The organism is Geodermatophilus sp. SYSU D01176 (assembly GCF_054050015.1).
Window position 1 is genome coordinate 19,227 of sequence record NZ_JBJGYN010000018.1, and the last position, 25,315, is coordinate 44,541.

At 75.0% G+C, this 25,315-nt stretch carries 22 protein-coding genes; 13 read left to right on the plus strand and 9 right to left on the minus strand.

The genetic code is table 11. From position 1 onward, the window contains the following. Nucleotides 1–102 precede the first annotated feature (102 nt). Complete coding sequence (locus tag ACI78Z_RS11780) at nt 103–1,344, plus strand: MFS transporter (RefSeq protein ID WP_457036723.1); 1,242 nt, start codon at nt 103–105, stop codon at nt 1,342–1,344. A 196-nt stretch (nt 1,345–1,540) separates the two neighbouring features. Then, the gene (locus tag ACI78Z_RS11785; protein WP_457036724.1) at nt 1,541–1,807 is read left to right on the plus strand and encodes a hypothetical protein; all 267 of its coding nucleotides are present in this window, start codon (nt 1,541–1,543) and stop codon (nt 1,805–1,807) included. A gap of 9 nt (nt 1,808–1,816) precedes the next feature. Here the strand turns inward: ACI78Z_RS11785 and ACI78Z_RS11790 are convergent, their stop codons facing one another. Next, the gene (locus tag ACI78Z_RS11790) at nt 1,817–3,286 is read right to left on the minus strand and encodes a CCA tRNA nucleotidyltransferase (protein ID WP_457036725.1); all 1,470 of its coding nucleotides are present in this window, start codon (nt 3,284–3,286) and stop codon (nt 1,817–1,819) included. Nucleotides 3,287–3,498: 212 nt separating this feature from the next. Between ACI78Z_RS11790 and ACI78Z_RS11795 the strand changes: the two genes are divergently transcribed. The 9 genes from ACI78Z_RS11795 (at nt 3,499) to ACI78Z_RS11835 (ending at nt 15,682) form a co-directional block, all read left to right on the plus strand. Then, entirely contained in the window at nt 3,499–3,975 is a 477-nt protein-coding gene (locus tag ACI78Z_RS11795) for an NUDIX hydrolase (protein ID WP_091220955.1), read from the plus strand. Between the two features lie 76 nt (nt 3,976–4,051). Next, nucleotides 4,052–6,409, plus strand: a complete 2,358-nt coding sequence (locus ACI78Z_RS11800) for a DUF6049 family protein (RefSeq protein ID WP_457036726.1) — start codon at nt 4,052–4,054, stop codon at nt 6,407–6,409. Between the two features lie 74 nt (nt 6,410–6,483). Continuing rightward, a complete protein-coding gene (gene murJ, locus ACI78Z_RS11805; protein ID WP_457036727.1) occupies nt 6,484–8,538 on the plus strand; it encodes a murein biosynthesis integral membrane protein MurJ in 2,055 nt (684 codons plus the stop codon). Nucleotides 8,539–8,606: 68 nt separating this feature from the next. After that, nucleotides 8,607–10,244 (plus strand): hypothetical protein, encoded by a 1,638-nt coding sequence (locus tag ACI78Z_RS11810; protein ID WP_457036728.1) that lies wholly within the window; start codon nt 8,607–8,609, stop codon nt 10,242–10,244. A 40-nt stretch (nt 10,245–10,284) separates the two neighbouring features. Then, complete coding sequence (gene trxB, locus ACI78Z_RS11815) at nt 10,285–11,295, plus strand: thioredoxin-disulfide reductase (protein ID WP_457036729.1); 1,011 nt, start codon at nt 10,285–10,287, stop codon at nt 11,293–11,295. Nucleotides 11,296–11,432: 137 nt separating this feature from the next. After that, nucleotides 11,433–11,759 (plus strand): thioredoxin, encoded by a 327-nt coding sequence (gene trxA / locus ACI78Z_RS11820; RefSeq protein WP_448621954.1) that lies wholly within the window; start codon nt 11,433–11,435, stop codon nt 11,757–11,759. A gap of 225 nt (nt 11,760–11,984) precedes the next feature. Then, complete coding sequence (locus ACI78Z_RS11825) at nt 11,985–13,082, plus strand: N-acetylmuramoyl-L-alanine amidase (RefSeq protein ID WP_457036730.1); 1,098 nt, start codon at nt 11,985–11,987, stop codon at nt 13,080–13,082. 213 nt (nt 13,083–13,295) lie between these two features. Beyond that, complete coding sequence (locus ACI78Z_RS11830) at nt 13,296–14,690, plus strand: aminotransferase-like domain-containing protein (RefSeq protein WP_457036731.1); 1,395 nt, start codon at nt 13,296–13,298, stop codon at nt 14,688–14,690. After that, complete coding sequence (locus ACI78Z_RS11835) at nt 14,687–15,682, plus strand: D-alanine--D-alanine ligase family protein (RefSeq protein WP_457036732.1); 996 nt, start codon at nt 14,687–14,689, stop codon at nt 15,680–15,682. The genes ACI78Z_RS11830 and ACI78Z_RS11835 overlap by 4 nt, the downstream gene beginning before the upstream one ends. 59 nt (nt 15,683–15,741) lie before the next feature. On the opposite strand, the gene ACI78Z_RS11840 is transcribed toward ACI78Z_RS11835, so the two are convergent. The 8 genes from ACI78Z_RS11840 to rpmH form a co-directional block, all read right to left on the minus strand. Beyond that, nucleotides 15,742–16,785, minus strand: a complete 1,044-nt coding sequence (locus ACI78Z_RS11840; RefSeq protein WP_457036733.1) for a ParB/RepB/Spo0J family partition protein — start codon at nt 16,783–16,785, stop codon at nt 15,742–15,744. Beyond that, nucleotides 16,782–17,858 carry a ParA family protein gene (locus tag ACI78Z_RS11845; RefSeq protein ID WP_457036734.1) on the minus strand — a complete coding sequence of 359 codons (1,077 nt, stop codon included), beginning with the start codon at nt 17,856–17,858 and terminating at the stop codon, nt 16,782–16,784. The genes ACI78Z_RS11840 and ACI78Z_RS11845 overlap by 4 nt, the downstream gene beginning before the upstream one ends. Before the next feature lie 75 nt (nt 17,859–17,933). Beyond that, nucleotides 17,934–18,605, minus strand: a complete 672-nt coding sequence (gene rsmG, locus ACI78Z_RS11850; protein ID WP_457036735.1) for a 16S rRNA (guanine(527)-N(7))-methyltransferase RsmG — start codon at nt 18,603–18,605, stop codon at nt 17,934–17,936. Then, nucleotides 18,602–19,243 (minus strand): Jag family protein, encoded by a 642-nt coding sequence (locus ACI78Z_RS11855; protein ID WP_457036736.1) that lies wholly within the window; start codon nt 19,241–19,243, stop codon nt 18,602–18,604. The genes rsmG and ACI78Z_RS11855 overlap by 4 nt, the downstream gene beginning before the upstream one ends. A gap of 93 nt (nt 19,244–19,336) precedes the next feature. Continuing rightward, a complete protein-coding gene (yidC, locus tag ACI78Z_RS11860; RefSeq protein WP_457036737.1) occupies nt 19,337–20,467 on the minus strand; it encodes a membrane protein insertase YidC in 1,131 nt (376 codons plus the stop codon). Beyond that, nucleotides 20,460–20,816 carry a membrane protein insertion efficiency factor YidD gene (gene yidD, locus ACI78Z_RS11865; protein ID WP_457036738.1) on the minus strand — a complete coding sequence of 119 codons (357 nt, stop codon included), beginning with the start codon at nt 20,814–20,816 and terminating at the stop codon, nt 20,460–20,462. Before yidD ends, yidC begins: the two co-directional genes overlap by 8 nt. Next, nucleotides 20,813–21,190, minus strand: coding sequence for a ribonuclease P protein component (gene rnpA, locus ACI78Z_RS11870; RefSeq protein WP_457036739.1), 378 nt, complete (start codon nt 21,188–21,190; stop codon nt 20,813–20,815). The genes yidD and rnpA overlap by 4 nt, the downstream gene beginning before the upstream one ends. Nucleotide 21,191: 1 nt before the next feature. Continuing rightward, nucleotides 21,192–21,329 carry a 50S ribosomal protein L34 gene (gene rpmH, locus ACI78Z_RS11875; RefSeq protein WP_089305879.1) on the minus strand — a complete coding sequence of 46 codons (138 nt, stop codon included), beginning with the start codon at nt 21,327–21,329 and terminating at the stop codon, nt 21,192–21,194. 594 nt (nt 21,330–21,923) lie between these two features. Between rpmH and dnaA the strand changes: the two genes are divergently transcribed. Next, nucleotides 21,924–23,690, plus strand: a complete 1,767-nt coding sequence (gene dnaA, locus ACI78Z_RS11880) for a chromosomal replication initiator protein DnaA (RefSeq protein ID WP_457036740.1) — start codon at nt 21,924–21,926, stop codon at nt 23,688–23,690. A gap of 119 nt (nt 23,691–23,809) precedes the next feature. Further along, nucleotides 23,810–24,694 carry an endonuclease domain-containing protein gene (locus tag ACI78Z_RS11885; protein ID WP_457036741.1) on the plus strand — a complete coding sequence of 295 codons (885 nt, stop codon included), beginning with the start codon at nt 23,810–23,812 and terminating at the stop codon, nt 24,692–24,694. Nucleotides 24,695–25,315 lie beyond the last annotated feature (621 nt).

Below are 25,315 nucleotides of genomic sequence, written 5' to 3' on the forward strand. Positions count from 1 at the left end.
CCACCGGAACGCCGCCCGGCGGCAGGAGCTCCCCCCGCCGGGGAGGGACCTTCGGCCCGTCGTCCACCCTGTGCGGAGGAGCGGCCACCGTAGGGTGACCGGGTGCGGCAGGCGGGGACGACCCTGCGGTCCCTCCTGGCCCGGCGGGACTTCCGCCGGCTGCTCGCCACGCGCCTGTCCGCCCAGTTCGGGGACGGCGTGCTGCAGGCCGCCCTCGCCGGCACCCTCCTGTTCGACCCGCAGCGCGCGGCCGACCCGGTCGACGTCGCCGCGGGGTTCGCCGTCCTGCTGCTGCCGTACTCACTCGTGGGGCCCTTCGCCGGTGTCTGGCTGGACCGGTGGCGCCGACGGCAGGTGCTGGTGCACGCCGACCTGCTGCGCGCCGGGCTGGTCGCCGTCCTGGCCCTGCTCGTGGCCGGCGGGTCGGTCGGCGCGCCGTTCCTGCTCACCGGCCTGGTGCTGTTCTCTGTCGCCCGGTTCGTGCTCTCGGCGCTCTCGGCGTCCCTGCCGCACACGGCGAGCGACCTGGTGCCGGCCAACGCGCTGTCGACGACGTCCGGCGCGGTGGCCACCGTGGCCGGCGGTGCGGCCGCGATCGCGGTGCAGCAGGTCACCGGCCCGCTCGGGGACGCCGGCGCCGCGCTGCTGACCCTGTCCGCGGCCGGGCCCTACCTGCTCGCCGCCGTGCTGGCCACCGGCTTCCCCCGCGGTGCGCTCGGGCCGGACGCCGGCGCCGCGCGGCCGTCCGCGCGGCAGGTGGTGGCGGGGATGGTGGCCGGCGCCCGGCACGTGCGCGCCCGCCCGCCGGCCGGGACCGCGCTGGCCGTCATCACCGTGCACCGGCTCTGCTTCGGCCTGGTCACGCTGGTGACCCTGCTGTTCTCCCGCGCCACCGGCGGCGGCCTGCTGGGGGCGGGCGCGACGCTCGTGGCGGGTGCCTGCGGCACGCTGCTGGCGGCCGCCGTCACGCCGGTCGCCGTCCGCCGGCTGGGGACGGCGCGGTGGGTGACCCTCCTGCTGGGCCTCGGTGGCCCGCTGCTGACGGCGCTGGCCCTGCCCTTCCTCCCGTGGACCGTCGTCCTGGCCGGCGCGGTGCTCGGCTTCCTCGGGCAGGGCGTGAAGATCTGCGTGGACGCCACGCTGCAGCGGGTGGTCGACGACGACGTCCGCGGCCGGGTGTTCTCCGTCTACGACATGCTGGTCAACGTCAGCTACGTGGCCGCGCTGCTGGTGGCGGCGTACCTGCTGCCGCCGGACGGCGTGTCCCCGCCCGCCGTGCTCGCCGTCGGTGCGGCCTACGTCGTCACCGCCCTGCACGCCGCCCGGTCTGCACTGCCCCGCTGAGCCGGGGAGCGGCACCCGCTCATGACGATCCGGTGACGTGTTCCGAGGAGGGCCATCGCGCCTCGGGCGGGGGGTACTGAACGTCCACGAAGGGAGCCGGTGGGAGGCGGACCGGCTCGTCGGCGCAGGGCCGTGCCCCGCGGACACGTCGGCGCCGGAGGCGAACGGCCCACGACAGTCCAGGAGGTCGAGGTCCATGACCAGGACGACCGGAGCACACCCCGTCGACAGCGATCGGAGGAACGGCGGCAAGAAGTGGCTGTGGGTGCTGCTGGCCCTGCTCGCCCTGCTGATCGTCCTGCTCGTCGTCTTCTTCGCTGCCGGGTGGCTCACACTCGACTTCACCGGCGGGGACGTCGACGTGGACGCCCCCGAGGTGGACGTCGGCACCGACCTGCCCGACGTGGACGTCGATCCCGGCGAGTTGCCCGACGTGGACGTCGAGCAGTCGCCGGACAACTGACGGCGCTCGTCACCCGTCGGGGTGCCGCGCGGCCCACCAGGTGCGCAGCTCGGCCTCGGCCTCCCCCGGCTCCAGCGGACCCCGCTCGAGCCGCAGGTCCTTGAGGTGCTTCCAGGCCTCGCCGACCTCGCGGCCCGGCGGGATCCCGAGGATCGCCATGATCGCGTTGCCGTCGAGGTCCGGGCGCACCCGTGCGAGGTCCTCGGCGGCCGACAGTTCGGCGATCCGCTGCTCGAGCGAGTCGTAGGTGGCCGACAGCGCCGCGGCCCGCCGCTTGTTGCGGGTCGTGCAGTCCGAGCGCACCAGCTTGTGCAGCCGCGGCAGCAGGTCGCCGGCGTCGGTGACGTAGCGGCGGACGGCGGAGTCGGTCCACTCGCCGCGGCCGTAGCCGTGGAAGCGCAGGTGCAGGAAGGTCAGCCGGGCGACGGCCTCGGTGACCTCCTTGGAGTACCGCAGCGCCTGCAGCCGCTTGCGGACCAGCTTCGCCCCGACCACCTCGTGGTGGTGGAAGGACACCCGGCCGCGCGGCTCGTGCCGCCGGGTGGCCGGCTTGCCGATGTCGTGCAGCAGCGCCGCCAGCCGCAGCACCAGGTCCGGGGACTCGTGCTCCGGATCCGCCTCCTCGAGCGCGATCGCCTGGTCCAGCACCGTCAGCGAGTGGCTGTAGACGTCCTTGTGCTGGTGGTGCTCGTCGATCTCCATCCGCAGCGCGGAGAGCTCCGGCAGGACGTACTCGGCCAGACCGGTGCCGACGAACAGCTCCAGCGCGGCCCGCGGCGAGTGCTGCAGCAGGGTCTTGGACAGCTCCACCTGCACCCGCTCCGGCGTGATCCGCTCCAGCGCACCGGACATCGACGTCATCGCCTCGACCACCTCGTCGACCGGGGTCAGGCCGAGCTGCGCGACGAACCGGACGGCGCGCAGCATCCGCAGCGGGTCGTCGGCGAAGGAGTCCACCGCGGCACCCGGCGTCCGCAGCCGCCCGGCCAGCAGGTCGCCGAGGCCGCCGTACGGGTCGGTCACCGTGCGGTCGGGACCGAGCGAGACGGCCATCGCGTTGACGGTGAAGTCGCGGCGGGCCAGGTCGTCGACGAGCGAGTCGCCCCAGGCCACCTCCGGGTTCCGCGACTCGCGGTCGTAGCGGTCGGCGCGGAAGGTGGTGATCTCCAGCCGGACGCCGTCGACCTCGGCGCCCACCGTGCCGAACGCGATGCCGGTGTTCCACGTGGAACTGGCGAGCCCCCGCAGCAGCTGCAGGACCTGCTCCGGCCGGGCGTCCGTGGTGACGTCGAGGTCGCCGGGCACGCGCGGCGCCCCGGACCCGGCGGACAGCAGCGCGTCGCGCACCGAGCCACCCACCAGGTGCACCTCGAAGCCGGCGGCGGTGAAGCGCTCACCGAGCCGGGTGAGCACGGGGGAGAGGTCGACGAGCTCCCGCACGGTCTCCTGGACGGCGGGCGGCACCGGGCCGGCTGTCATCGGACGGGGAGGCTCACCGGACACGACGATCCAGGGTAGTGGCGTGCCGGATGGAGTCCGATCCGGCTCCGCGCCCCGTGGGAGGACCCAGGGCGCCCCGCGGTCGCCCGGTTCCTCGCTCACCGGCGCTCGCTACGATGCCCACTCCCTGCCGGCGCCCCTTCGCTGCGATGCTCCCTGAGCTGTCGCCGGACGCGCGCTACCCTCCTCGCATGGCTGGGACGGGTGGTCGAGGGCGCCCCGGCCGCCGGTTGCGCCGGGTCGACGAGACCTCCGCCGGGGGCCTGGTGGTGGCCGACGACCCCATCACGGGGCCGCGCGCCGCCCTCATCGGCCGCACCGACCGCCGCGGCCGGCTGCTCTGGTCGCTGCCCAAGGGCCACATCGAGGAGGGCGAGACCCCGGAGGACACCGCCGTCCGGGAGGTCGCCGAGGAGACCGGCATCATCGGCGAGGTCGTCGCCCCGCTGGGCATCATCGACTTCTGGTTCGTCGCCGACGGCCGCCGCGTGCACAAGACCGTGCACCACTTCCTGCTCCGCGCCATCGGAGGAGCCCTGTCCGACGCCGACATCGAGGTGACCGAGGTCGCCTGGGTGCCCCTCGACGAGCTGGGCGCCCGGCTCGCCTACGCCGACGAGCGCGCGCTGGTCGAGCGGGCGCCCGCGCTGCTCGCCGACAGCGCGTGAGCGGGCCGGCGAGCTCACCGGCAGGCACGGCGGCCGCCCGGCTCCCCGCGGCGACGAGCCGGGGCGAGGAGCCGGAGTGAGGCGGCGGTCGGCTGCCGGAGGCGCCGCCCGCCGGTCCGTCCCGCCGAGCCCCTGCCGCGCCGCCCGCCGGACGACGCTCGCCGTCGGCCTGGCCGGGCTGCTCACCGCCCCCCTCGTCGCGCTGGCGCCCACCGCGGCCGCCGCGCCCGCGACCCCGGCCCCCGGTGCGGAGGAGGCCGCGGACGACCGCCCGGTGCGCGTCGAGCTCACCCGCCTGGACCCCCGCACCCTCGCCCCGGGCGCTCCGGTCACCATCGAGGGCCGGCTGACCAACACCGGCACCGAGACGCTCGCCGACCTCGACGTGCGGCTGCAGCGCGGCGAGCTGCTGGCCGGCCGCGCGGACCTGCAGGCCGTCGCCGACGACCCCGACCCGACGGCCGTCGTCTCGACGCCGTTCCAGGCCGTCGCCGGCGAGCTGCGCCCCCGCGACTCGGTGTCCTTCACCCTCACCACGACCACCGACGCGCTGGCGATCGACCGCGACGGCGTCTACCCGGTGCTGCTCAACCTCAACGGCATCGGCTCCGACGGGGAGCGCCGCCGGGTCGGGGAGCTGACCACCTACCTCGTCCGGCCGCCGGTGCTGCCGGCCACGCCGACCAGCGTCGCCTGGCTGTGGCCCCTGGTCGAACGCACCCACCGCGACGCCTCCGGCGCGTTCGTCGACGACGGGCTGACCGACGAGGTGGCGACCGGCGGACGGCTGGACCGGGCCCTGGCCACCGTGGAACGGCTGCCCGAGACCGTTCCCCCCGAGGGCGGGGAGCCGGCGCCGGTCGTCCCGGTGACGCTCGCCGTGGACCCCGCGCTGGTCGAGGAGCTCCGGCTCATGGCCGACGGCCCCTACGCCGTCGCCGGCGAGGAGGACGCGGGGACCGGCACCGACGAGGCCGCCGCCTTCCTCGCGCGGCTGCGGGCCGTCGCCGCCGACCACCCGGTCGTCGCGCTGCCCTACGGCGACGTGGACGCCGACGCCCTCACCGCGGCCGGCCTCTCGGAGGTGGTCACCCGCAGCCTCCCGGGCAGCCCCGACGGAACGGCGCAGGACGACCCCGGCGCCCCGACCGCGCCGCCGGCCACCGCGCCGGCCGAGGCCGGGGGCACGGCCGGTGCCGGCATCCTCCGCGAGGTCCTGGGCGTCGACGCGCGCACCGACCTGGCCTGGTCGGTCGGCGGCTCGCTGCGCCCGGAGACGCTCGGCGTGCTGGCCGACGGCGGCGTCGAGGAGGTCGTCCTCGCCCCCAGCGGGCTCACCGACGGCTCGGCCGCCGTCGGCCTGGACGGCCCCGCCACGGCGCGGACGACGGTGCCCACCGGGGACGGCACGGTCGACGCCCTGGTCGCCGACAGCACGCTCGGCCGGCTGGCCGGCGCCGCGGCCCTGGCCCCGGGCGGTCCCCGCGCCGCCGAGCAGCGCTCCGTCGCCGAGCTCGCGCTGCTCACCCTGCGGTCCGGCGACGCCGCGGCGGGGCAGAGCCTGCTGGTGGCCCCGCCGCGCGAGGTCGACGCCAACCCCGCCGGCGTGAGCGCCATGATGGCCGCATCCGCGCAGCTCCCGGGGCTGCGGCCGGTCACCGTGGCCCAGCTCGGCGACGGCCCGGTCGCCGACGCCGGCGAGCTCGTGACGCCCGAGGACGCCGGCGGGCTCGAGCCCGCCGGCATGGCCGACGTCACCGCCGCGATCACCGTCCGCAACCAGCTCGCCGGCGCGGTCGTCGGCGACGCGGACGCGGCGCTGGCTCCCTGGGACGCCGCGACCGCCCGGGCCACCTCGGCGGCCTGGCGGGACGACCCCGCGGCGTTCGCCGCGGCCGCCGCGGACCTGCGGACGACGGTGAGCGGGCTGCTCGAGCGGGTCACCCTGCTCTCCCCGGCCGACGGCACCTACAGCCTGGCCTCCAGCGACGCCCCGCTCGTGCTCACCGTCCGCAACGACCTGCCCTTCGCACTGCGCGTGCAGCTGCGGGTGCAGACCCGCGGCAACGCCCTGGCGGTGGGCGACCTCGGCGACCAGGTCCTCGGCCCCGAGCAGCGGACGACGCTGACGGTCCCGACCGAGGTGCGCCAGTCCGGCCGCTTCGGCGTCGCCGCCACGCTGACCACCCCGGACGGCGCACCCCTGGGTGACCCGGTGGAGCTGCAGGTGCAGAGCACCGCGTACGGGACGATCTCGGTGGTCATCACGATCGGCGCGGCGGCGCTGCTCGGGCTGCTGTTCCTGCGCCGGCTGGTGCGCTTCCTGGTGCGCCGCCGCCACGGCACCCCCGGCGACGAGGACGGCGACCTGCCCGGCGGCCCGGCGCCCGAGGGCGCGGCGGTCCCGCTGCCCCCGACGCGGAGCCCCGTGTGAGCGAGCGTGCGAGCTCACCCGATGAGCAGAGCAGCCCCGCGCACTCGGCCGCCGAGCGCCAGCGAGGCGGGCTCGTGAGCGAGCTCGTGAGCTCACCCAATGAGCGGAGCAGCCCCGCGGCCGCCGAGCGCCGGCCAGGCGGCCCGGTCAGCGAGCGTCCCGTGGAGGAGCAGCCGCGCCGTCCGCTGCCCCCCGTGCCGCCGCCTCCTGCGGGCCCGCGCCGGCCGGCCGGCGACCGTGCGCGGCGCGAGCCGCCCCGGGTGGCCGGACCGGGGACCCCGCCGGCCCTGCCGCTGCCCCCGCCGCCCTACCCGAGGGCGACGCCCGGCGGCCGGCCGCTGCCGCCGGTCCCACCGCCGGCGCCGCGCGTCCGCGGCCTGCCCCCGGTACCGCCGCCGCGGCGCACCTCGCGGTGGGTGCCGGGACCCGACGACACCCAGCTGATCCCGGTGCTGCCCGCGGTGCCGCAGCCGGTCGACGAGACCGACGAGGAGGTCGAGGCCCGCGAGGGCCGGCCCGGTGCCAGCCGCGGCATCCTGCGCGCCGCCGGGACGATGGCGGTGGCCACGCTGGTCTCCCGCATCACCGGGCTGCTGCGCACGATGGTGCTCACCGCGGCGCTGGGCGTCGGCCTCGTCGGCGACGCCTACAACACCTCGAACACGCTGCCCAACATCGTCTACGAGCTGCTGCTCGGCGGGGTGCTGACCTCGGTCGTCGTCCCGCTGCTCGTGCGCGCCCAGGAGCGGGACGACGACGACGGCGCCGCGTACGCCCAGCGGCTGGCCACGGTCGCCACCACGGGGCTGGTCGTCGTCACCGGCCTGGCGATCCTGGCCGCACCCCTGCTGACCTCGCTGTACGGCCTCGGCGACGATCCCGAGCAGTACCGGCTGGCGACCTGGCTGGCCCGCATCCTGCTGGTCGAGATCGTCTTCTACGGCCTGGGGGCCCTGGCGCAGGCGATCCTCAACTCGCGCGGGGTGTTCGGTCCGCCGGCCTGGGCGCCGGTGCTCAACAACGTCGTCGTCATCGCCACCGGCCTGCTCTTCCTCGCCGCTGCCGGCCCCGGGGAGCTCACGCCGGTGACCATCACCGCCGGGCAGGTGTGGCTGCTGGGCGTCGGCACCACGCTGGGCATCGCCGTCCAGGCGCTGGTGCTGCTGCCGCTGCTGCGCCGGGCCGGCGTCCCGCTGCGCCCCCGCTGGGGGCTGCGCGACACCGGCCTGGGCGAGGCGGCCTCCCTCGGCCTCTGGGTGATCGGCTACGTGGCGGTCAGCCAGGTCGGCGTGGTCGTGGCCACCCGCATCGCCAACGCCGCCGGGCGCGCGGACGGGCTGGGCTCGATCGGCTTCGCCAACGCCAGCCTGCTGTTCCAGATGCCCTACGGGATCATCGGCGTCGCGCTGCTGACCGCGCTGGTGCCGCGGATGAGCCGGGCCGCCGCGCGCGCCGACGTCCCCGGTGTGGTGCGCGACCTCTCCCTCGGCACGCGCCTGTCGGCCCTCGGACTGCTGCCGGTCAGCGCCGCGCTGACCGTGCTGGGCCCGGCGCTGGCCGTCGTGGCCTTCGCCCGCGGCAACACCGGCCTCGAGGAGGCCCGCGCCATCGGCGTCGCGCTGGCCGTCGGCGCCTTCGGGCTGCTGCCCATGGCGGTGACCCTGCTGCAGCTGCGGGTCTTCTACGCCATGAAGGACTCGCGCACCCCCACGCTGATCCAGCTGGGGATGGTCTCCGTCCGGGTGCCGCTGCTCCTGCTCGTGCCGGTCGTCGTCCCCCCGGAGCGGGTGGTGGCCGGGCTGATGCTGGTCACCAGCCTCACCTACGTGGCCGGCTGGGGGATCGGGCACCTCGTCCTGCGCCGCCGGCTCGGGACGCTGGACACCCGCGCCACCCTGCCGCCGGTGCTGCGCGTCGCCGCGGTCGCGGTCGTCGCGGGCCTGCTGGGGCACCTCGCGGTCTCCCTGGCCGACGGTGCGCTGGGCCCCTCGGTGGCAGGGTCGCTCGGCCTCCTGCTGCTCGGTACCGTGGTCATCGGCATCGCGACCCTCGGAGGGCTCGTGCTCGCCCGCGTCCCCGAGCTGCAGGAGCCCCTGGCGGCCGTTCGGGCCCGGCTGGGGCGCAGGTGAGCAGCGCGGCGCCGCCGCCGGGGCAACCCAGCCGCCGGCCGGGACGGGACAGGGGGCCGGGCGCACCGATGACGTCCACGATCACCGGGCTCCCCGACCGGTACCGCCCCCTGGACGAGGTGGGCCCGACCGAGACCACCGCCACCGGGGTCATCCGCTGCTGGCGGGCCAAGGACCGGATCCTCAACCGCGACGTCGCCATCCGCGTGCACACCCCCGGCGGCCCGGCCGCCCGCGAGTGGATCACCCGGGCGCTGACCGCCGGCGGGCTGGCCACGCCCGCGCTGGCGATGGTCTACGACGCCGCCGAGGGCAGCGGCGACGGGCAGACCCCGGGCGGCGCCGCCTACGTCGTCAACGAGTGGATCGAGGGCCGCACCCTCGCCGAGAGCCTCGCCGGCGGCCCCATGCCCGAGCGCGAGGCGCGCACCGTGCTGCGCCGGCTGGCCGAGGGCGTCGCCGCGGCCCACCGGGTGGGGCTGGCCGTCGGTGGGCTCACCCCGGAGACCGTCGTCCTGCGGCCCAACGGGCTGGTCGGCCTGCGCTCGGTGCCCGCCGCCAGCGGCAGCGTCCAGGGCGACGTCGCGGCCCTCGGGGAGCTGCTGGAGTACTGCCTCACCGGCCGGCGCCCGGGTACGGCCTCCGCCGGCCGGACGGCGGCGATGCCGCCGGACCTGGCCGCGCTCGTGCGCCGGGCCCGCTCCACCGAACCGGGGGGCGGGCTGTCCAGTGTGGCCGCCATGGCCGCCCTGCTCGCCGAGCGCCCCCGCACCGGGCACACCGCGGAGCCGCTGCGCACCCCCGACGAGTCCGACAGCGGGTGGCTGCGCCGGCTGCGCGAGCGCCGCGAGGAGGACCGCGCGGAGGGCCCCCGGGACGACGTCGCGGTCGACCCCGCGCCCACCCGGGACTCCTCCGGGACCGCCTTCCCCCCACCGGAGGCCCGCGGCCGCCCGCCGGTCCCCGGCCGGCCCCACCAGGCGGACGACGAGGACGACGACCTCCTCCCGCTGTCGCCCGGTCTCGGGGCCGGGGACGACGACGGCACGGACCGGCACGACGACGACCGCGCACAGGCCGGACGGCGACGGCTGCTCGTCGTCGGCCTGCCGCTGGCGGCGCTGGCCGTGGTGGTCGCGCTGGCGGTCTACCTCGGCAACGTGATCTCGCCCGACGACGTCACCGGTGACCAGCCCGCCGCGCCGAGCGCGCCGTCGACCGGCGCACCCCCCGCCGAGGAGAGCCCCGCCGCCGGCGACGACCCCGCCCTCACCATCACCGGCGCGGACGTGTACGACCCCTTCGGTGACGGGGACCCGGACAACCCCGACGACGTCCCGCTGTCCTTCGACGGGGACCCGTCCACCGCCTGGTCGACGGTGACCTACCGCGGGTCACCGGCGTTCGGCAACCTCAAGGACGGCATCGGGATCCTCTACGACCTGGGCTCGGAGCAGGCGCTGGCCGGCCTCGGCGTCAGCGGCACCGCCGGTGCCACGGTCGAGGTCCGGGTCGGCGACCAGGCCGAGGGCGACCTCGACTCCTACGAGGTGGTCACCGACGGCGAGCTCGGCGACGCCGCGGAGCTGTCCTTCGACGAGCCGGTGACCACGCGGTACGTTCTGCTGTGGCTCACCGGGCTGGCGCCGGCGGACGGCGGTTTCTCCGCCGAGGTCGCCGAGGTCACCCTCACTCCGGCGGACTAGGGCGGGGAATGGGCGACCTACGATCTCCGTTGTGCCGCCCGTGACGACAGACCACCCGACCCCCGGCCCCGCGGTGACGGCGGAGCACGCGGAACCCGCGATCCCGCCCGCCGAGCACGACGGCGTCCGTGACCTGATCATCATCGGGTCGGGCCCGGCCGGGTACACCGCCGCCATCTACGCTGCCCGGGCGAACCTGCACCCGCTGGTGTTCGAGGGCTCGCAGTTCGGCGGCGCGCTGATGACCACCACCGAGGTCGAGAACTTCCCCGGGTTCCCCGAGGGGGTCCAGGGCCCGCAGCTCATGGACGACATGCGCACCCAGGCCGAGCGCTTCGGCGCCGAGCTGGTCGCCCGCGACGTCAGCGAGGTCGACCTCACCGCCGAGCCGAAGATCGTCAAGGTCGGCGACGAGGTGCACCGCGCGCACGCGGTCATCGTCGCCACCGGCTCGAAGTACCGGTACCTCGGCCTGGACAACGAGGCCCGGCTGCTCGGCCGCGGCGTCTCCGCCTGCGCCACCTGCGACGGCTTCTTCTTCCGCGACCAGGACATCGTCGTGGTCGGCGGCGGCGACTCGGCGATGGAGGAGGCCACCTTCCTCACCCGCTTCGCCAAGACGGTGACCGTCGTCCACCGGCGGGAGGAGCTGCGCGCTTCCAAGATCATGCAGAAGCGCGCGCAGGAGAACGAGAAGATCCGCTGGGCCCTCGGCAAGCAGGTCACCGACGTCCTGGGCGAGAACACCGTCTCCGGTGTCCAGCTGACCGACGTCACCAGCGGCGCCACCGAGGAGATGCCGGTCACCGGCGTCTTCGTCGCCATCGGCCACGACCCGCGCAGCGAGCTGTTCGTCGGTCAGCTGAAGCTGGACGACGAGGGGTACGTGCAGGTCGAGCACCCGACCACCCGCACCAACATCGAGGGCGTCTTCGCCTGCGGTGACGTGGTCGACCACATCTACCGGCAGGCCATCACCTCCGCGGGCACCGGCGCCGCGGCGGCCATCGACGCCGAGCGCTGGCTGGCCGAGGCCTTCGGCGAGCGCTGACGGCGGACCCCCCTGCCCTGCCCTGCAGGGGGCCCCTGAGCGGGCATACACCTGCCGCTCGACCAGTTGTCCCTGACAGATCCACCCGGCCGGGGCCCCTGCGCTCCGGCCGTCCACGAGCCACGAGGAGAACGACCATGGCAGGCAACACCGTGACGGTCACCGACGCGACCTTCGCCGACGACGTGCTGGGCAGCGACAAGCCCGTCCTCGTCGACTTCTGGGCCGAGTGGTGCGGACCGTGCAAGATGGTCGCCCCCGTCCTCGAGGAGATCGCCGCCGAGCACGGTGACAAGCTGACGATCGCCAAGCTCAACATCGACGAGAACCCGCAGATCGCCCGCGACTACCAGGTCATGTCCATCCCGACCATGACGGTCTTCCAGGGCGGCAAGCCGGTGAAGAGCATCATCGGCGCCAAGCCGAAGGGCGCGATCCTCTCCGACCTCGCCGACTACCTGTAAGCAGAAGGGCCACCCTCCTCCCCACGCCTCGCAAGCTCGGCGCGGGCCCCCTGGAGGGTGGCCGCTCCAGCACGTCACCAGGGCCTCCTCCGCCAGCCCGGCGGGGGAGGCTCTCGTGCGTGGGGGGCCCGTCGGGCCGGGCGAGCGCCCGGGGACCACAATCGACCCACGATGGGAACCGACAGCAGCATGCAGCCCCTGGGTCCGGGAGACCGTGGTCCCGCCGTGGCCGACGTGCACGCCGCCCTGCGCGCCCTCACCCTGCTCCCCCCGGCGGGCGCCGCGGACGACGCGTCGCTGGACCAGGTGGTCTACGACCCCGCCACCGAGCTCGCCGTCCGCCACTTCCAGCAGGTCCGCGGGCTCACCGTCGACGGCCGCGTCGGCGAGGAGACCTACCGCGCCCTGTCCGAGGCCCGCTGGTCCCTCGGCGACCGGCTGCTGCACCACGACCCGGTGCGGCCCATGCGCGGGGACGACGTGATCAACCTGCAGGACCGGCTGCACGAGCTCGGCTACGACGCCGGCCCGGTCGACGGCGTCTTCGGCGCGGAGACCGAGCACGGGCTGCGCGCCTTCCAGCGGGACTACGGACTGACCTCCGACGGCACCTGCGGGCCGGCCACCCTGCGGGCGCTGCGGCAGCTCGGCCGCAAGGTCACCGGCGGGCGGCCGCAGCTGCTCCGGCAGAGCGCCAGCTTCGTGGAGAGCGGCCCGCACCTCATCGGCCGGCGGATCGTCATCGACCCCGGTCACGGCGGCACGGACACCGGCTTCACCGCCGGCGAGACCACCGAGGCCGACCTGGTGCTCGACCTCGCCTCCCGCATCGAGGGCCGGCTCGCCGCGGCCGGCGCCACCGTGTACCTGACCCGCGGCCGGGACCAGGACCCCAGCCCGGCCGAGCGGACGGCGTTCGCCAACGACGCCCGTGCCGACCTGTTCCTCTCGCTGCACACCGACGCGCACCGCTCCGAGCACGCCCGCGGGGTGGCCAGCTACTACTACGGCACCGGCTCGGGGGCCTCCTCGACGGTGGGCGAGCAGTTCGCCAACCTGGTGCGCCGCGAGGTCGTGGCCCGCACCGGCATGCTCGACCTGGGGTCGCACCCCAAGACGTGGGACCTGCTGCGGATGAGCCGGATGCCCGCCGTCCGGCTCGACTGCGGCTACCTCTCCCACCCGGTGGACCGGCTGCTGCTGCTCGACGCCCGCCTGCGCAGCACCGTCGCCAGCGCCGTCCTCGCCGCCGTCCAGCGGCTGTTCCTCCCCGCCGAGGCCGACCCGCCCACCGGCACGTTCGTCCTGCCCGCGAAGCGCTGAGGGAGGCGAGCCGCCCTGCGGGGCGGTGCGAGGAGTGGGGGCCGGAGGCCTCCGCGAGGAGCGCCGAGTGGGCTCAGCGCGTCGGGGGACGGCACCTGGCCGCGGTGTCGTCCGGTAGGACGTCGGTGTCACTGTGACGGGCGGGAGCGGACCAGTCCGTCCTCGCGCCGTGTCCCCGGTGGGCCGGGCCGCGTGGCTCCCTACACTCGGGACGTGGCCGATCTCCAGCCCGGAACACCCCCGGGCCCCGGTGTGCACCACCCCGCTCCGCGCCACCCGCGGCTGGACCCGCTGGCGGACCGGTACGCAGCACGTACGCACGGGATGAAGACCTCGGAGATCCGAGCGCTGTTCTCCGTCGTCAGCCGCCCCGAGGTCGTCTCGCTGGCCGGCGGCATGCCCGCGGTCACCGCACTGCCGCTGGACGCGGTCGGCTCGATGATCGGCGAGCTGGTGTCCGGGATGGGCGCGCAGACGCTGCAGTACGGCTCCGGTCAGGGCGACCCGCGGCTGCGCGAGCGGATCTGCGACGTCATGGCGCTGGAGGGCATCACCGACGCCTCGCCCAGCGAGGTCGTCGTCACCGTCGGCTCCCAGCAGGGGCTGGACCTGGTGACCCGCGTCTTCTGCGATCCCGGCGACGTGGTCCTCGCCGAGGGCCCCTCCTACGTCGGCGCGCTCGGGGTCTTCCAGGCGGCCGAGGCGCGGGTGCGGCACGTCCCCATGGACGACGACGGGCTGATCCCCGAGGCGCTGGAGCAGACGCTGCTGGAGTGCCGGGCCGCCGGCGACCGGGTGAAGTTCCTCTACACGGTGCCGAACTACCACAACCCGGCCGGCGTGACGCTGTCCGAGCCGCGGCGCCAGGCGGTCATGGAGATCGCCGAGCGCTACGACCTGCTGGTCATCGAGGACAACCCCTACGGCCTGCTCGGCTTCGACCGCGAGCCCATGCGGGCCCTGCGCGCGCGGGACGACCGGCGGGTCATCTACCTCGGTTCGTTCTCCAAGACGTTCTCCCCGGGCCTGCGGGTCGGCTGGGTGCTCGCGCCGCTCGCCGTCCGCGAGAAGCTGGTGCTGGCGACCGAGGCGCAGGTGCTGTGCCCGCCGTCGCTGACCCAGTACGCCGTCGCCCGGTACCTGGACACGCAGCCGTGGCGGGAGCAGATCAAGCACTTCGTCGAGCTGTACCGGGAACGGCGCGACGCCACCCTGGAGTCGCTCGAGGCACTCATGCCGCCGGGCACCACCTGGACCCGTCCGGACGGCGGCTTCTACGTGTGGCTGAAGCTGCCGCACGGCCTGGACGCCAAGCTCATGCAGCCCCGCGCGGTCAACGCGCACGTGGCCTACGTGCCGGGCATCGGCTTCTACGCCGACGGAGCGGGCCGCGAGTACATGCGGCTGTCCTACTGCTACCCCGAGCCGCCCCAGATCCGCGAGGGGGTGCGCCGGCTGGCCCGCGTCATCGAGGCCGAGCTCGATCTGCACTCCACCTTCGACGGCGTGGACACCGGCACCTTCCGGGCCGTCCCCGGGCCGTACACCGGGGACGGGGCGGACATCGTCGGCCCGGCCAACAGCGACCGATACGAGGACCACCCATGAGCGAGCCCGCGCCCGCTGCCGCCACCGTGCCCCGCGCAGCGGTGCACCCGCTGCGCACCGTCGTCCTCGCCGGTGGGCTGAACGTCGAGCGGGAGGTCAGCCTCTCCTCGGGCACCCAGGTCGCCGAGGAGCTCGCCCGCGCCGGCGTCGAGGCCGAGCTGCGCGACGCCGACGCCGAATTGCTGCCCGGTCTCGCCGCTGCCCCGGCCGACGCCGTCTTCATCGCGCTGCACGGGGCCACGGGGGAGGACGGCGCCCTCCGGGCGGTCCTCGACCTGGCCGGCGTCCCCTACGTCGGTTCCCCGGCCGCGGCCTGCCGGCTGGCCTGGGACAAGCCGGCCGCGAAGTCCGTCGTCCGCTCCGCCGGGGTGACCACGCCGGACTGGGTGGCCCTCCCGCACAGCACCTTCCGGGAGCTGGGCGCGGGCGCGGTGCTGGACCTGATCGTCGCCCGCCTGGGCCTGCCGCTCATGGTCAAGCCGGCCTCGGGCGGCTCCGCGTTGGGCGTGCAGAAGGTCAGCCGCATCGAGGACCTCCCCGCCGCGATGGTGAGCTGCTTCGCCTACGGCGACACCGTCATGGTCGAGCGCTACGTCGAGGGCGTGGAGCTGGCCCTGTCCGTGGTCGACCTCGGCGACGGGCCCGAGGCGCTGCCGGCGGTGGAGATCGCCCCCGAGTCGGGCGTCTTCGACTACACCGCCCGCTACACCCCGGGCCTCACCGAGTACCACGCTCCGGCACGGGTGTCCGCGGAGGTGGCGGCCCGGGCCGCGGAGATCGCCGTCCGGGTGCACGAGGTGCTCGGCCTGGCCGACCTGTCCCGCACCGACGCGATCGTCACCCCGGACGGCGGGGTGCACTTCCTCGAGGTGAACGTGTCGCCGGGGCTGACCGAGACGTCCATGTTCCCGATGGCGGTCGAGGCCGCCGGCTCCTCGCTGGGCGACGTCCTCGCCCGACTGCTGACCCGGCGAGCCGCGCTCACCCGCTGAAGCCCGTACGACCGAGGCCCGGTTCCGTCCTGTGACGGAACCGGGCCTCGGTGGTCTGATCACTCCTCGGGAGGGCGTCCGGTGATGTCCGGGGCCATCTGGCCGATGATGCGCTGCAGGTCGTCGACCGATCCGAACTCGACGACGATGCGGCCCTTCGCCCGGCCGATCTGGATCTTCACGTTGGTCTCGAAGGCGTCCGACAGCCGGCCGGCGAGGTCCTCGACGCCCGGCGCGGAGAACTTCCGCGGCCGGCGCTTGGCGGCCGGCTCCTCGGCGACGGCCAGCGCGACCGCCTCCTCGGTGGCCCGCACCGACATCCCCTCGGCGACGATGCGCGCGGCCAGCGCCTCCTGCTTCTGGGCGTCCGGCAGACCGAGCAGGGCCCGGGCGTGGCCGGCGGAGATGACGCCGGCGGCGACGCGGGTCTGCACCTTCACCGGCAGCTTGAGCAGCCGGATGGTGTTGGTGACCTGCGAGCGGCTGCGGCCGATCCGGCCGGCCAGTTCCTCGTGGGTGGCGCCGAACTCCTCCAGCAGCTGCTGGTAGGCGGCGGCCTCCTCCAGCGGGTTGAGCTGGACCCGGTGGATGTTCTCCAGCAGGGCGTCGCGCAGCAGGGCGTCGTCGGTGGTGTCCCGGATGATCGCCGGCACGAACTTCAGGTCGGCGGCGCGGGCGGCGCGCAGCCGGCGCTCGCCCATGATGAGCTCGTAGCCGCCCTCGGCGCGCTCGCGCACGACGATCGGCTGCAGCAGGCCGAACTCGCGCACCGAGTGCGTGAGCTCGTCCAGCGCCTCGTCGTCGAAGACCTGGCGGGGCTGCTTGGGGTTGGGGACGACGTCGACGACCGCGACCTCGCGCAGCTGCGCGCCGGGGACGCCGACGGCCGCCTCGGCCTGCGCGGCCACCGTCGCCGCGGCCTGGGCGGCCGGGGGGAGCAGGTGGACCGGGGGAGCGGCCGGGGGCGCCGGTGCGGCCTCGGCGACAGCGTCCTGACCAGCGGTGTCGTCCTCGGCGCCGAGCAGGGTGGGCTGCTCGTCGTCCGGTGCGCTGGTGGGGATCAGCGCCGCCAGCCCCCGACCGAGACCACCGCGCTTGCTCATGCCTTGTTCTCCTCAGCGGACGTGGGGACGGGGACGGTGGTCGCGTCGGAGTCGGGAAACGCCATGACATCGGGCGCGGAGCCCAGGGGGGCCGCGACGGGACGGCCGGGGGTCGGGCGCGAGGGCAGCGGCGGGAGGGAGACCCCCCGGTGGGCCAGCTCGCGGGCGGCCTCGACGTAGCTGGTCGAGCCGCGGGATCCGGGGTCGTAGGTGACCACCGACTGCCCGTAGCCCGGAGCTTCCGAGACTCGCACGTTCCGTGGGATGACGGCGTCCAGCACCAGGCTGCCGAAGTGGTTGCGGACCTCCTCGGCGACCTGGTCGGCGAGCTTCGTCCGCCCGTCGTACATCGTCAGCAGGATGGTGCGGACGGCGATGCCCGGGTTGAGGTGCCGGCGGACCAGGTCGATGTTGTTGAGCAGCTGCCCGAGACCCTCGAGCGCGTAGTACTCGCACTGGATGGGGATGAGCACCTCGTCCCCGGCCACGAGGGCGTTCAGCGTGAGCAGCCCCAGCGACGGCGGGCAGTCGATGAGCACGTAGTGCGGGCGCCGCTCCGGCGGGAGCTCATGGAGGTAGGTCTCGATCGCCCGGCGCAGCCGGTACTCGCGGGCGACGACGGAGACCAGCTCGATCTCCGCACCGGCCAGGTCGATCGTCGCCGGGACGCAGGACAGCAGGGGCGTGGCCGTCGTCGGGTGCACGACCTCCGCCAGCGAGCTGTCCCCGACCAGGGCGTCGTACACCGACGGCGTCCCCACGCTGTGGTCGACGCCGAGGGCGGTGCTCGTGTTGCCCTGCGGGTCCAGGTCGATCACCAGCGTCCGCAGGCCGTAGAGCGCCAGCGCGACCCCCAGGTTGACCGACGAGGTGGTCTTCCCGACGCCGCCCTTCTGGTTGGCGATGGTGATGACACGGATGCGCCCTGGCGGGGGGAAGGGCTCCTGGTCGGCGGCGTGCAGGACCTGGGTGGCCCGCAGCGCCTCCATCGCGATGGGGCTGTCGAACTCGACTGCGGAGGCCGACTGGTCGCCGGCGAGGCTGCTCCGCAGCCGCTGGCCGGGGTCGGTCATCTCAGGTCCTTCCTGCCGGTCCGTTTCACGTGGAACGGACGCGGGGAGCGGTACGGGTTCCACGTGGAACGCGCGTCATCGCGGTCCACGGGTCAACACCACCACGGTAGTGGCAGCCTCCCCGAGCCCCGCGCCGACAGCCCGGGTGTGGATGTCCCGCATGCCGGCTGCCTCGAGTTCGGGCAGCAGCGACGGGAGCTCCGCCACCGCCCGTGAGCCGACGAGGGCGACGAGCTGGGCGCCGGGGCGCAGCAGCCCGCGGCACCACGACACCAGCCGGGGGAGCGCCGCGACGGCCCGCGCCGTGACGACGTCCACCGGCCCCACCGCGGCGCGCACGGAGCGCTCCTCGGCCCGGCCGCGGACCACCCGCCAGGGCGCGCCGAGCTCCGCGACGACCTCCTCGAGGAACTCCACCCGCCGGGCCATCGGCTCGACGAGGGTGAGCCGGAGGTCCGGCCGGGCCAGCGCCAGCGGGATGCCGGGCAGCCCGGCCCCGCTGCCGACGTCCACCACCCGGGCACCCGGCGGGACGGCGTCCGCGACCGCGGCGCTGTTGAGCACGTGCCGCTCCCACAGCCGGGGCACCTCGCGGGGCCCGATCAGCCCGCGGGTCACCCCATCGGTGGCCAGCCGGGCGACGTAGCGCTCGGCGTCGGCCATCCCCGGCCCGAACACCGACCGGGCGACCTCCGGGGCGGGTGGGACGGCGGGGGCACCTGTGTCAGGGGAGGCGGACTCGGTCACCGATCCGGCAGCACCACGACGCGGCGGTTGGGCTCCTCGCCCTCGGACTCGCTGTACACCCCGGGGACACCGGCGATGACGTCGTGCACGACCTTGCGCTCGAACGGGTTCATCGCCGCCAGCCGCTCCGGCTGCCGGCTCGCCGCGACCCGGCGGGCGGTCTCGGCCGCCAGCGAGGTCAGGTCGGCCCGGCGCCGGGCCCGGAACCCCCCGATGTCGAGCATCAGCCGGCTCCGCACGCCGGTGGACTGGGCGACGGCGAGCCGGGTGAGCTCCTGCAGCGCCTCGAGCACCGAGCCGTCGGACCCCACGAGGTCCTTGAGGTCGCCGCCGACGATGGCCACCGAGGCCCGGTCGCCCTCCACGTCGAGGTCGATGTCGCCGTCCACGTCGAGGATGTCGAGCAGCCGCTCGAGGTAGTCCCCGGCGACGTCGCCCTCGCGGACCAGGAGGTCGTCGGCGCCGGCGTCGTCGTCGTCGACCGGCTCCAGCGCGGCGTCGGCCCCCTCGTCGTCGGGGTCGGGCAGGTCCGGCTGCGCCGGGACCCCGGCGTCGGCGGGCACCGGGCTCAGGACCGCGCCGGAGGTGGCCTCGCTGACGGGGCCGGCCGGATCGGTGGGGTGCTGTGGGGCGCTCATGGCGTGTCCTCCCAGTCGGGGCGGGCGTCCGGGGTCGGCCCCGGTGGTCGTCGGCCGGCGCGGGCGTCCCCGGGGGACGCCGCACGCGCCGGGTCAGCGGCGCTTGCGCTTGCCGCGGTTGGCCGGGCCCTGGCTGCCGCGCCCCGCGCCGCTGCGCGGGCGCCCGCTCGACGAGCGGGGTACCGGGGGCTGGCCGTCGGCGCCGGCTGCGGTGGCACCGCTGGGGGCGGCGACGTCGTCGGCCGCCGTCGTGTCGCCGGTCGGGTCGCCGGTCGGGTTGGCCGGGTCGACGGTCGAGGCCGGCGCCGCGGTGCGGCCGCTCTTCGGGCGGACCGGCTTGGCGCCGGGCCGGGGGGCCAGGGTCTTGGGGTCGACGGCCGGCTTCTCGGCGCCGGTCCCGTCCTTGGCCGCCTTGGCCTTCGCGGCGTCGGAGCCGGGCGGCGGCATCTTGCGCAGGATGAAGAACTGCTGGCCCAGGGTCCACAGGTTGTTGGTGAACCAGTAGAGGAGGACGCCGATCGGGAAGAGGAACCCGGAGACGAACAGGCCCAGCGGCATCACGTAGAGCAGCATCTTCTGCACCATCGCGGCCTGACCCTCGACCGGGCCCGAGCGCCGCATGATCTGCTTCTGCGTGAAGAACGTCGTGAAGCTCATGATCACGATGAGCACGAACGCGACGATCCAGATGTTGGCGTAGCCGCCGGTGATCTCGAGGATCGCGTCTTCCTTCGGCCCGCTCATGAAGAACGACGACGAGATCGGCGCCCCGAAGAACGGCGCCCGCGCCGCCTCGTCGGTGAGCTGGTCGTCCCAGCTGTAGAGGCCCTGGGCGTCCGGCGCGAGCCGCCGCAGGACGTGGAAGAGCGACAGGAAGACCGGGATCTGCGGCAGGATCGGCAGGCAGCCGGCCAGCGGGCTGACGTTCCGCTCCTTCTGCAGCTTCTGCATCGCGACCGCGAAGCCCTGCCGGTCGCTGCCGTACTGCTTCCGCAGCTTCTGGATCTCCGGCTGGAGCTCCTGCATCGCCCGCTGCGACTTCACCTGCTTGACGAACAGCGGGAACAGGATCAACCGGACGGTGACGACGAGGAAGACGATCGACAGCGCCCAGGCCAGACCCGACAGGCCGGTGCCGGCCTCGGGATCACCGAGGACGGAGCTCCACAGCGCGTGCCACTGGGCCATGACCCAGGAGATGGCGGTGTACAGCCAGTCAAGCAACGGGGGACTCCTCCTGCGGGGCCCGGCGGGGTGCCGACGGGACGGGTCGGACGGTTCCGGGCGGGGACGTGCGGGGCGGCACCAGGTCGAGGCCACCGGGGTGCCAGGGGGCGCACTTGAGCAGCCGGCGCAGCGCCAGCCAGGTGCCCCGGCCCGCGCCGTGGACGGCGATCGCCTCGGCGGCGTAGGCGCTGCACGTGGGCTGGAAGCGGCAGCGCGGGGGGAACGCCGGGCTGATCGCCCGCTGGTAGAAGGCGACGGCGGCCAGCAGGGCGCGGGCGACCGGACGGCGTCCGCCACGCTCGGCAGCCAGCTGCTCGGGGCGCTCGGTGCCCGGGTCGGCGCTCACCGGGTGCGGACCCGGAGGACGCGGTCGAGCCCCGCGCTGAGGTCCCGGCGCAGGTCGGCCGAGGTGGCGTCGGCCGCCTCCGGCCGGGCGCGGACCACCAGATCCGCCGTGGGGGGCAGCCGGTCGAGCTGGTCGAGGACCACCGCACGCAGCCGCCGGGTCACGCGGTGGCGCACCACGGAGTTGCCCACCGCCTTGCCCACCACGAAGCCGGCCCGTGGACCGCCGACCGACCCGGCGTCGCCGGGGGTCGGGGTCACGGGCCGTTCGGGGAGGTAGTGGAGCACCATGGTCGGTCGCCCGGCACGCCTGCCGGACCGGACGACCGCGGTGAACTCCGGACGCCGGCGCAGGCGGGCCTGCGCGGGCAGCACCTCAGGCGGAGAGCTTCTCGCGACCCTTGCGCCGACGGCCGGCGATGATCGCCCGGCCCGCGCGGGTGCGCATCCGCAGCCGGAAGCCGTGGGTCTTGGACCGGCGGCGGTTGTTCGGCTGGAACGTGCGCTTGCTCACGAGGTACTCCCACTACACGACATCGACGGGGCGCGCCCACCGGCAGGCGGGCACGCACGACAGGGACGGGCACACGGCGGGAGCCGGCTCCCCGTCCACAGTTCAGCCGCCAGCATAGCCGAGGGAGAGCGGGGACCGGCGGCCCGCCCGGACGCCGACTGCCCAGGGTCGCCCACGGCGGACGGCGCACCCGCGGTGCCGCGCCGGGGACGGGACACGACACGCCCCGCGGCACGCCGGGAGCTCCGTGCGGGCTCGTTGCCGGGCTGTGGACGGGGCTGTTAGCGTCGCCGTCGCTCCACACCGGACACCGACGTCCGGCGCAGGGGCGCCCCGATGGTGTCGACCGATCACCACGCCCTCCGGAGACCCGTGACGACTCGCTCCCTGACCTGGGGCGATGCCTCTGCCCGGCCCGCACGCACGGATGTCGGTGCGCATGCGTCGTCGAGCGTGCACAGCCTGTGGACACCGGTGTGGACGCCGTGTGTCCGGATGTCCACAGCGGGGGACTGACCGGGGGACGACGGACCCCTGGCAGCAGGCGGCCGCGGCGGGGTCGACGACACAGCAGAACCTGGGAGGACGAGGGCCATGGCCGATGCCACGGTGGACCTGGCGACGGTCTGGGACCAGATCCGCGAGCGGCTGGCCACGAACCTGTCCCCGCAGCAGAACGCGATGCTCAACCTCACCCGCCCGGTCGGGGTGTTCGAGGACACCGCGGTGCTGTCGGCGCCCAACGAGTTCACCCAGACCGTGCTGGAGTCCCGGATGCGCCGGGTGCTGGCCGAGGCGCTGTCCGAGCACCTGGGCCGCGACATCCGCGTCGCCGTCCAGGTCGAGGACAGCCCCGCCGAGCCGCCCGCCGCCCCCGCGCCGGAGGTGCCGACCCGCCGTCGCTGGTCGGTCGTCGAGGCGCAGCGCGCCGAGGAGGACCGGGAGACCCGCGACCGCGCCGACGACGGGCGCAGCGCGTTCGGGGTCCGCGCCGACGTCCGGCCCGCGTGGGAGGACGACGGCGCCGTGCCGCCCGACGTCCGCCCCGGTGAGCGGGACGCCGAGGAGTGGGCCCCCACCGACTGGAGCCCGCCGGCCCGGCGCCCGGCCGGCCGCGGCACCCGCGCCGCCGAGCGCGACTGGGGCGGCACCGACCTCGACGAGGACGGCGTGGCGGTGCTGCCGTTCGACCTCGACACCGGCGAGGGCGGCCGGGGAGCAGCAGAGCCACCCACCTCGCCGTCCCGCGGCCGCCGGAGCGGGTCCCGCGGCGGGGACGCCGTCCCGCTGTTCGGGGGCGACCGCCGGGCGCCCGCCGGCGCGCAGGACCCGGGGCTGAACCCCAAGTACGTCTTCGACAGTTTCGTCATCGGCAACAGCAACCGGTTCGCCCACGCCGCGGCCGTCGCCGTGGCCGAGGCCCCGGCCCGCGCCTACAACCCGCTGTTCATCTACGGCGACTCCGGCCTGGGCAAGACCCACCTGCTGCACGCCATCGGGCACTACGCGGCGCGGATGTTCCCCAACGTCCGGGTGCGCTACGTGAGCACCGAGGAGTTCACCAACGAGTTCATCAACCTGGTGCACTCCGGCCGCGCCGAGGACTTCCGCCGCCGCTACCGGGACATCGACTTCCTGCTCATCGACGACATCCAGTTCCTGGAGCGCGCCGAGCGGACGCAGGAGGAGTTCTTCCACACCTTCAACACGCTGCACAACGCCAGCAAGCAGATCGTCATCACCTCCGACCGGGCGCCGAAGAAGCTGACGACGCTCGAGGACCGGCTGCGCACCCGCTTCGAGTGGGGCCTGATCACCGACGTCCAGGCGCCGGACCTGGAGACCCGCATCGCGATCCTGCGGAAGAAGGCCTACGGCGAGCGGCTGCAGGTGCCCGACCCGGTGCTGGAGTTCATCGCCAGCAAGGTGCAGACCAACATCCGCGAGCTCGAGGGCGCGCTGATCCGGGTGACGGCGTTCGCCTCGCTGAACAAGCAGCAGGTGGACCTGCCGCTGGCCGAGCTGGTGCTCAAGGACCTGATCAGCGACGAGCAGGGCCCGCAGATCACCGCGGCGATCATCATGGCCGCCACCGCCGAGTACTTCTCCGTGACGATGGAGGAGCTGCAGGGCTCCAACCGCAGCCGCACGCTGGTCAACGCCCGTCAGATCGCCATGTACCTGTGCCGGGAGCTCACCGAGCTGTCCCTGCCGCGGATCGGGGCCTCCTTCGGCGGCAAGGACCACACCACGGTCATGCACGCCGTCAAGAAGATCACCAACCTGATGAGCGAGCGGCGGGCCACCTACACGCAGGTCACCGAGCTGACGGCGAGGATCAAGAGCCGCGCCCGCTCCTGATCGCCTCCTGACCGCCTCCCCCGGCGGTTTCCGCGGAAACCGCCGGAGCGCGGGACCCGGTTGGCCACACCTGTGGACAACTCCCGTGACGCCGAGTCGCATCCGGCGACCATCCGCGGATGCTGCTGCGGTCCACGGGTCTCCACGGTGTCTTCGTCGGCGCGCACGCCGTTGCCGAGGGCTGGCTGACCGGTCACCAGCTCCGCGAGGGCCCCTACGTCCGCGTCCTGCACGGCGTCTACGCCGACCCGTCGCTGCCCCGTGACCACCTGCTGCGCTGCCGGGCCGCCTCGCTGCTCATGCCGGACGGAGCCGCCCTGGGCGGGAGGTCGGCGGCCGCTCTGCTTGGGGCGCCCGCACCCTCCTACGGCGATCCGGTGACCGTCGTCGTCCCGCCTCCGCTGAAGTGGACCGGCCCGAAGGGCATCCGTGTCCACCGCACCGAGCTGGGCAGCAGGGAGGTCGTCCGCTCGAGCGAGGACCTCCGGGTCACCTCACCCTTGCGGACGGCCTGGGACCTCGCCGCGCTCGAGACGGTCCCGACGGCTGTCGGCGTGCTCGACGCGATGCTGCGGGGAGGACTGGCGACCAGGGCGGAGTTGCTCCAGCTCCTCGAGCGCACCGCCGGCCGCTGGGGGCGGCAGCGGGTGCGCCGCGCGTTCGACCTCGTCGATGGCCGCAGCGAGTCGCCTCCCGAGTCCTGGGTGCGGGTGGCCTGCATCCTGGGCGGACTCCCCGAGCCGGTGCCGCAGTACCACGTGGTGGACGGCGGCACGTGGCTCGCGCGCGTGGACCTGGCCTGGCCCGAGGCCAAGGTCGTGGTCGAGTACGAGGGGGAGCACCACTTCGACGGCCTGCAGATCGTCAGGGACGACGCGCGGCTCGCGCGCCTCGTCGCGGCCGGTTGGACGGTCCTCCGGCTGTCCGCCGCGGACCTGCGGTCGATGGACGACGTCGTCCGCAGGATCGCGGAGGCGCTGGGAGTCGCCCCCTCCGCCGGCTGATCGGGCCTCCGGCGGATTCCGCGGAAACCGCCGGAGGCCGGGAGCCGGTCGCGGTTGTTCCACGTGGAGCCGACGCCGGGTCTGTCCACAGCGCTGTGGGTCCGCCTGTGGGTCACCGCCCCTGCGGGCGGCGTGGTGAGCAGGTCACCCGTACCGGTGACCGCGGTCGACTGGTCGACGAGTTGTCCCCAGTGATGTGCACAGGCTGGGGAGATCTCTCCTCGTTCGCTCACCCGTCGTCACGACGTGCCCGGGATGCCGACCCCGCGGCCCGATCCTGGGGACATCGCCCTCCGTGGTTCTGACCTGCGTGTTCACCGCATCGGCGCAGGTCGGCCGCCGGTGCACGGGACGCCGGGCCGGCGGGCCTGGGTACGGACTGGGGACGGACGCTGGGGGAACCGGGGGACAGGGCGTGGAGAGACGGCGGCCGGTGTGCGTAACCGTCGAGATGTCCACGTGTCGACACAGGAGTGCGCACGTCCACCCACAGCGGGCCAACATGTCGACTTGGGCGCTGACCTGCGCGGACGGCCTTGATCCCCAGCTTCCACACCAGTGATGACGAAGATGAGGGAGATAGATCGGGCTTTCTCGAACCACATTCAGGGTGGGGACGCT

Coding starts and splice junctions, on each gene's coding strand:
- ACI78Z_RS11785 (WP_457036724.1), top strand. CDS start 1,541: ATGACCAGGACGACCGGAGCACACCCCGTCGACAGCGATCGGAGGAAC.
- ACI78Z_RS11790 (WP_457036725.1), bottom strand. CDS start 3,286: ATGACAGCCGGCCCGGTGCCGCCCGCCGTCCAGGAGACCGTGCGGGAG.
- ACI78Z_RS11795 (WP_091220955.1), top strand. CDS start 3,499: ATGGCTGGGACGGGTGGTCGAGGGCGCCCCGGCCGCCGGTTGCGCCGG.
- ACI78Z_RS11810 (WP_457036728.1), top strand. CDS start 8,607: ATGACGTCCACGATCACCGGGCTCCCCGACCGGTACCGCCCCCTGGAC.
- trxA (WP_448621954.1), top strand. CDS start 11,433: ATGGCAGGCAACACCGTGACGGTCACCGACGCGACCTTCGCCGACGAC.
- ACI78Z_RS11835 (WP_457036732.1), top strand. CDS start 14,687: ATGAGCGAGCCCGCGCCCGCTGCCGCCACCGTGCCCCGCGCAGCGGTG.
- ACI78Z_RS11840 (WP_457036733.1), bottom strand. CDS start 16,785: ATGAGCAAGCGCGGTGGTCTCGGTCGGGGGCTGGCGGCGCTGATCCCC.
- ACI78Z_RS11845 (WP_457036734.1), bottom strand. CDS start 17,858: ATGACCGACCCCGGCCAGCGGCTGCGGAGCAGCCTCGCCGGCGACCAG.
- ACI78Z_RS11855 (WP_457036736.1), bottom strand. CDS start 19,243: ATGAGCGCCCCACAGCACCCCACCGATCCGGCCGGCCCCGTCAGCGAG.
- dnaA (WP_457036740.1), top strand. CDS start 21,924: ATGGCCGATGCCACGGTGGACCTGGCGACGGTCTGGGACCAGATCCGC.
- ACI78Z_RS11885 (WP_457036741.1), top strand. CDS start 23,810: ATGCTGCTGCGGTCCACGGGTCTCCACGGTGTCTTCGTCGGCGCGCAC.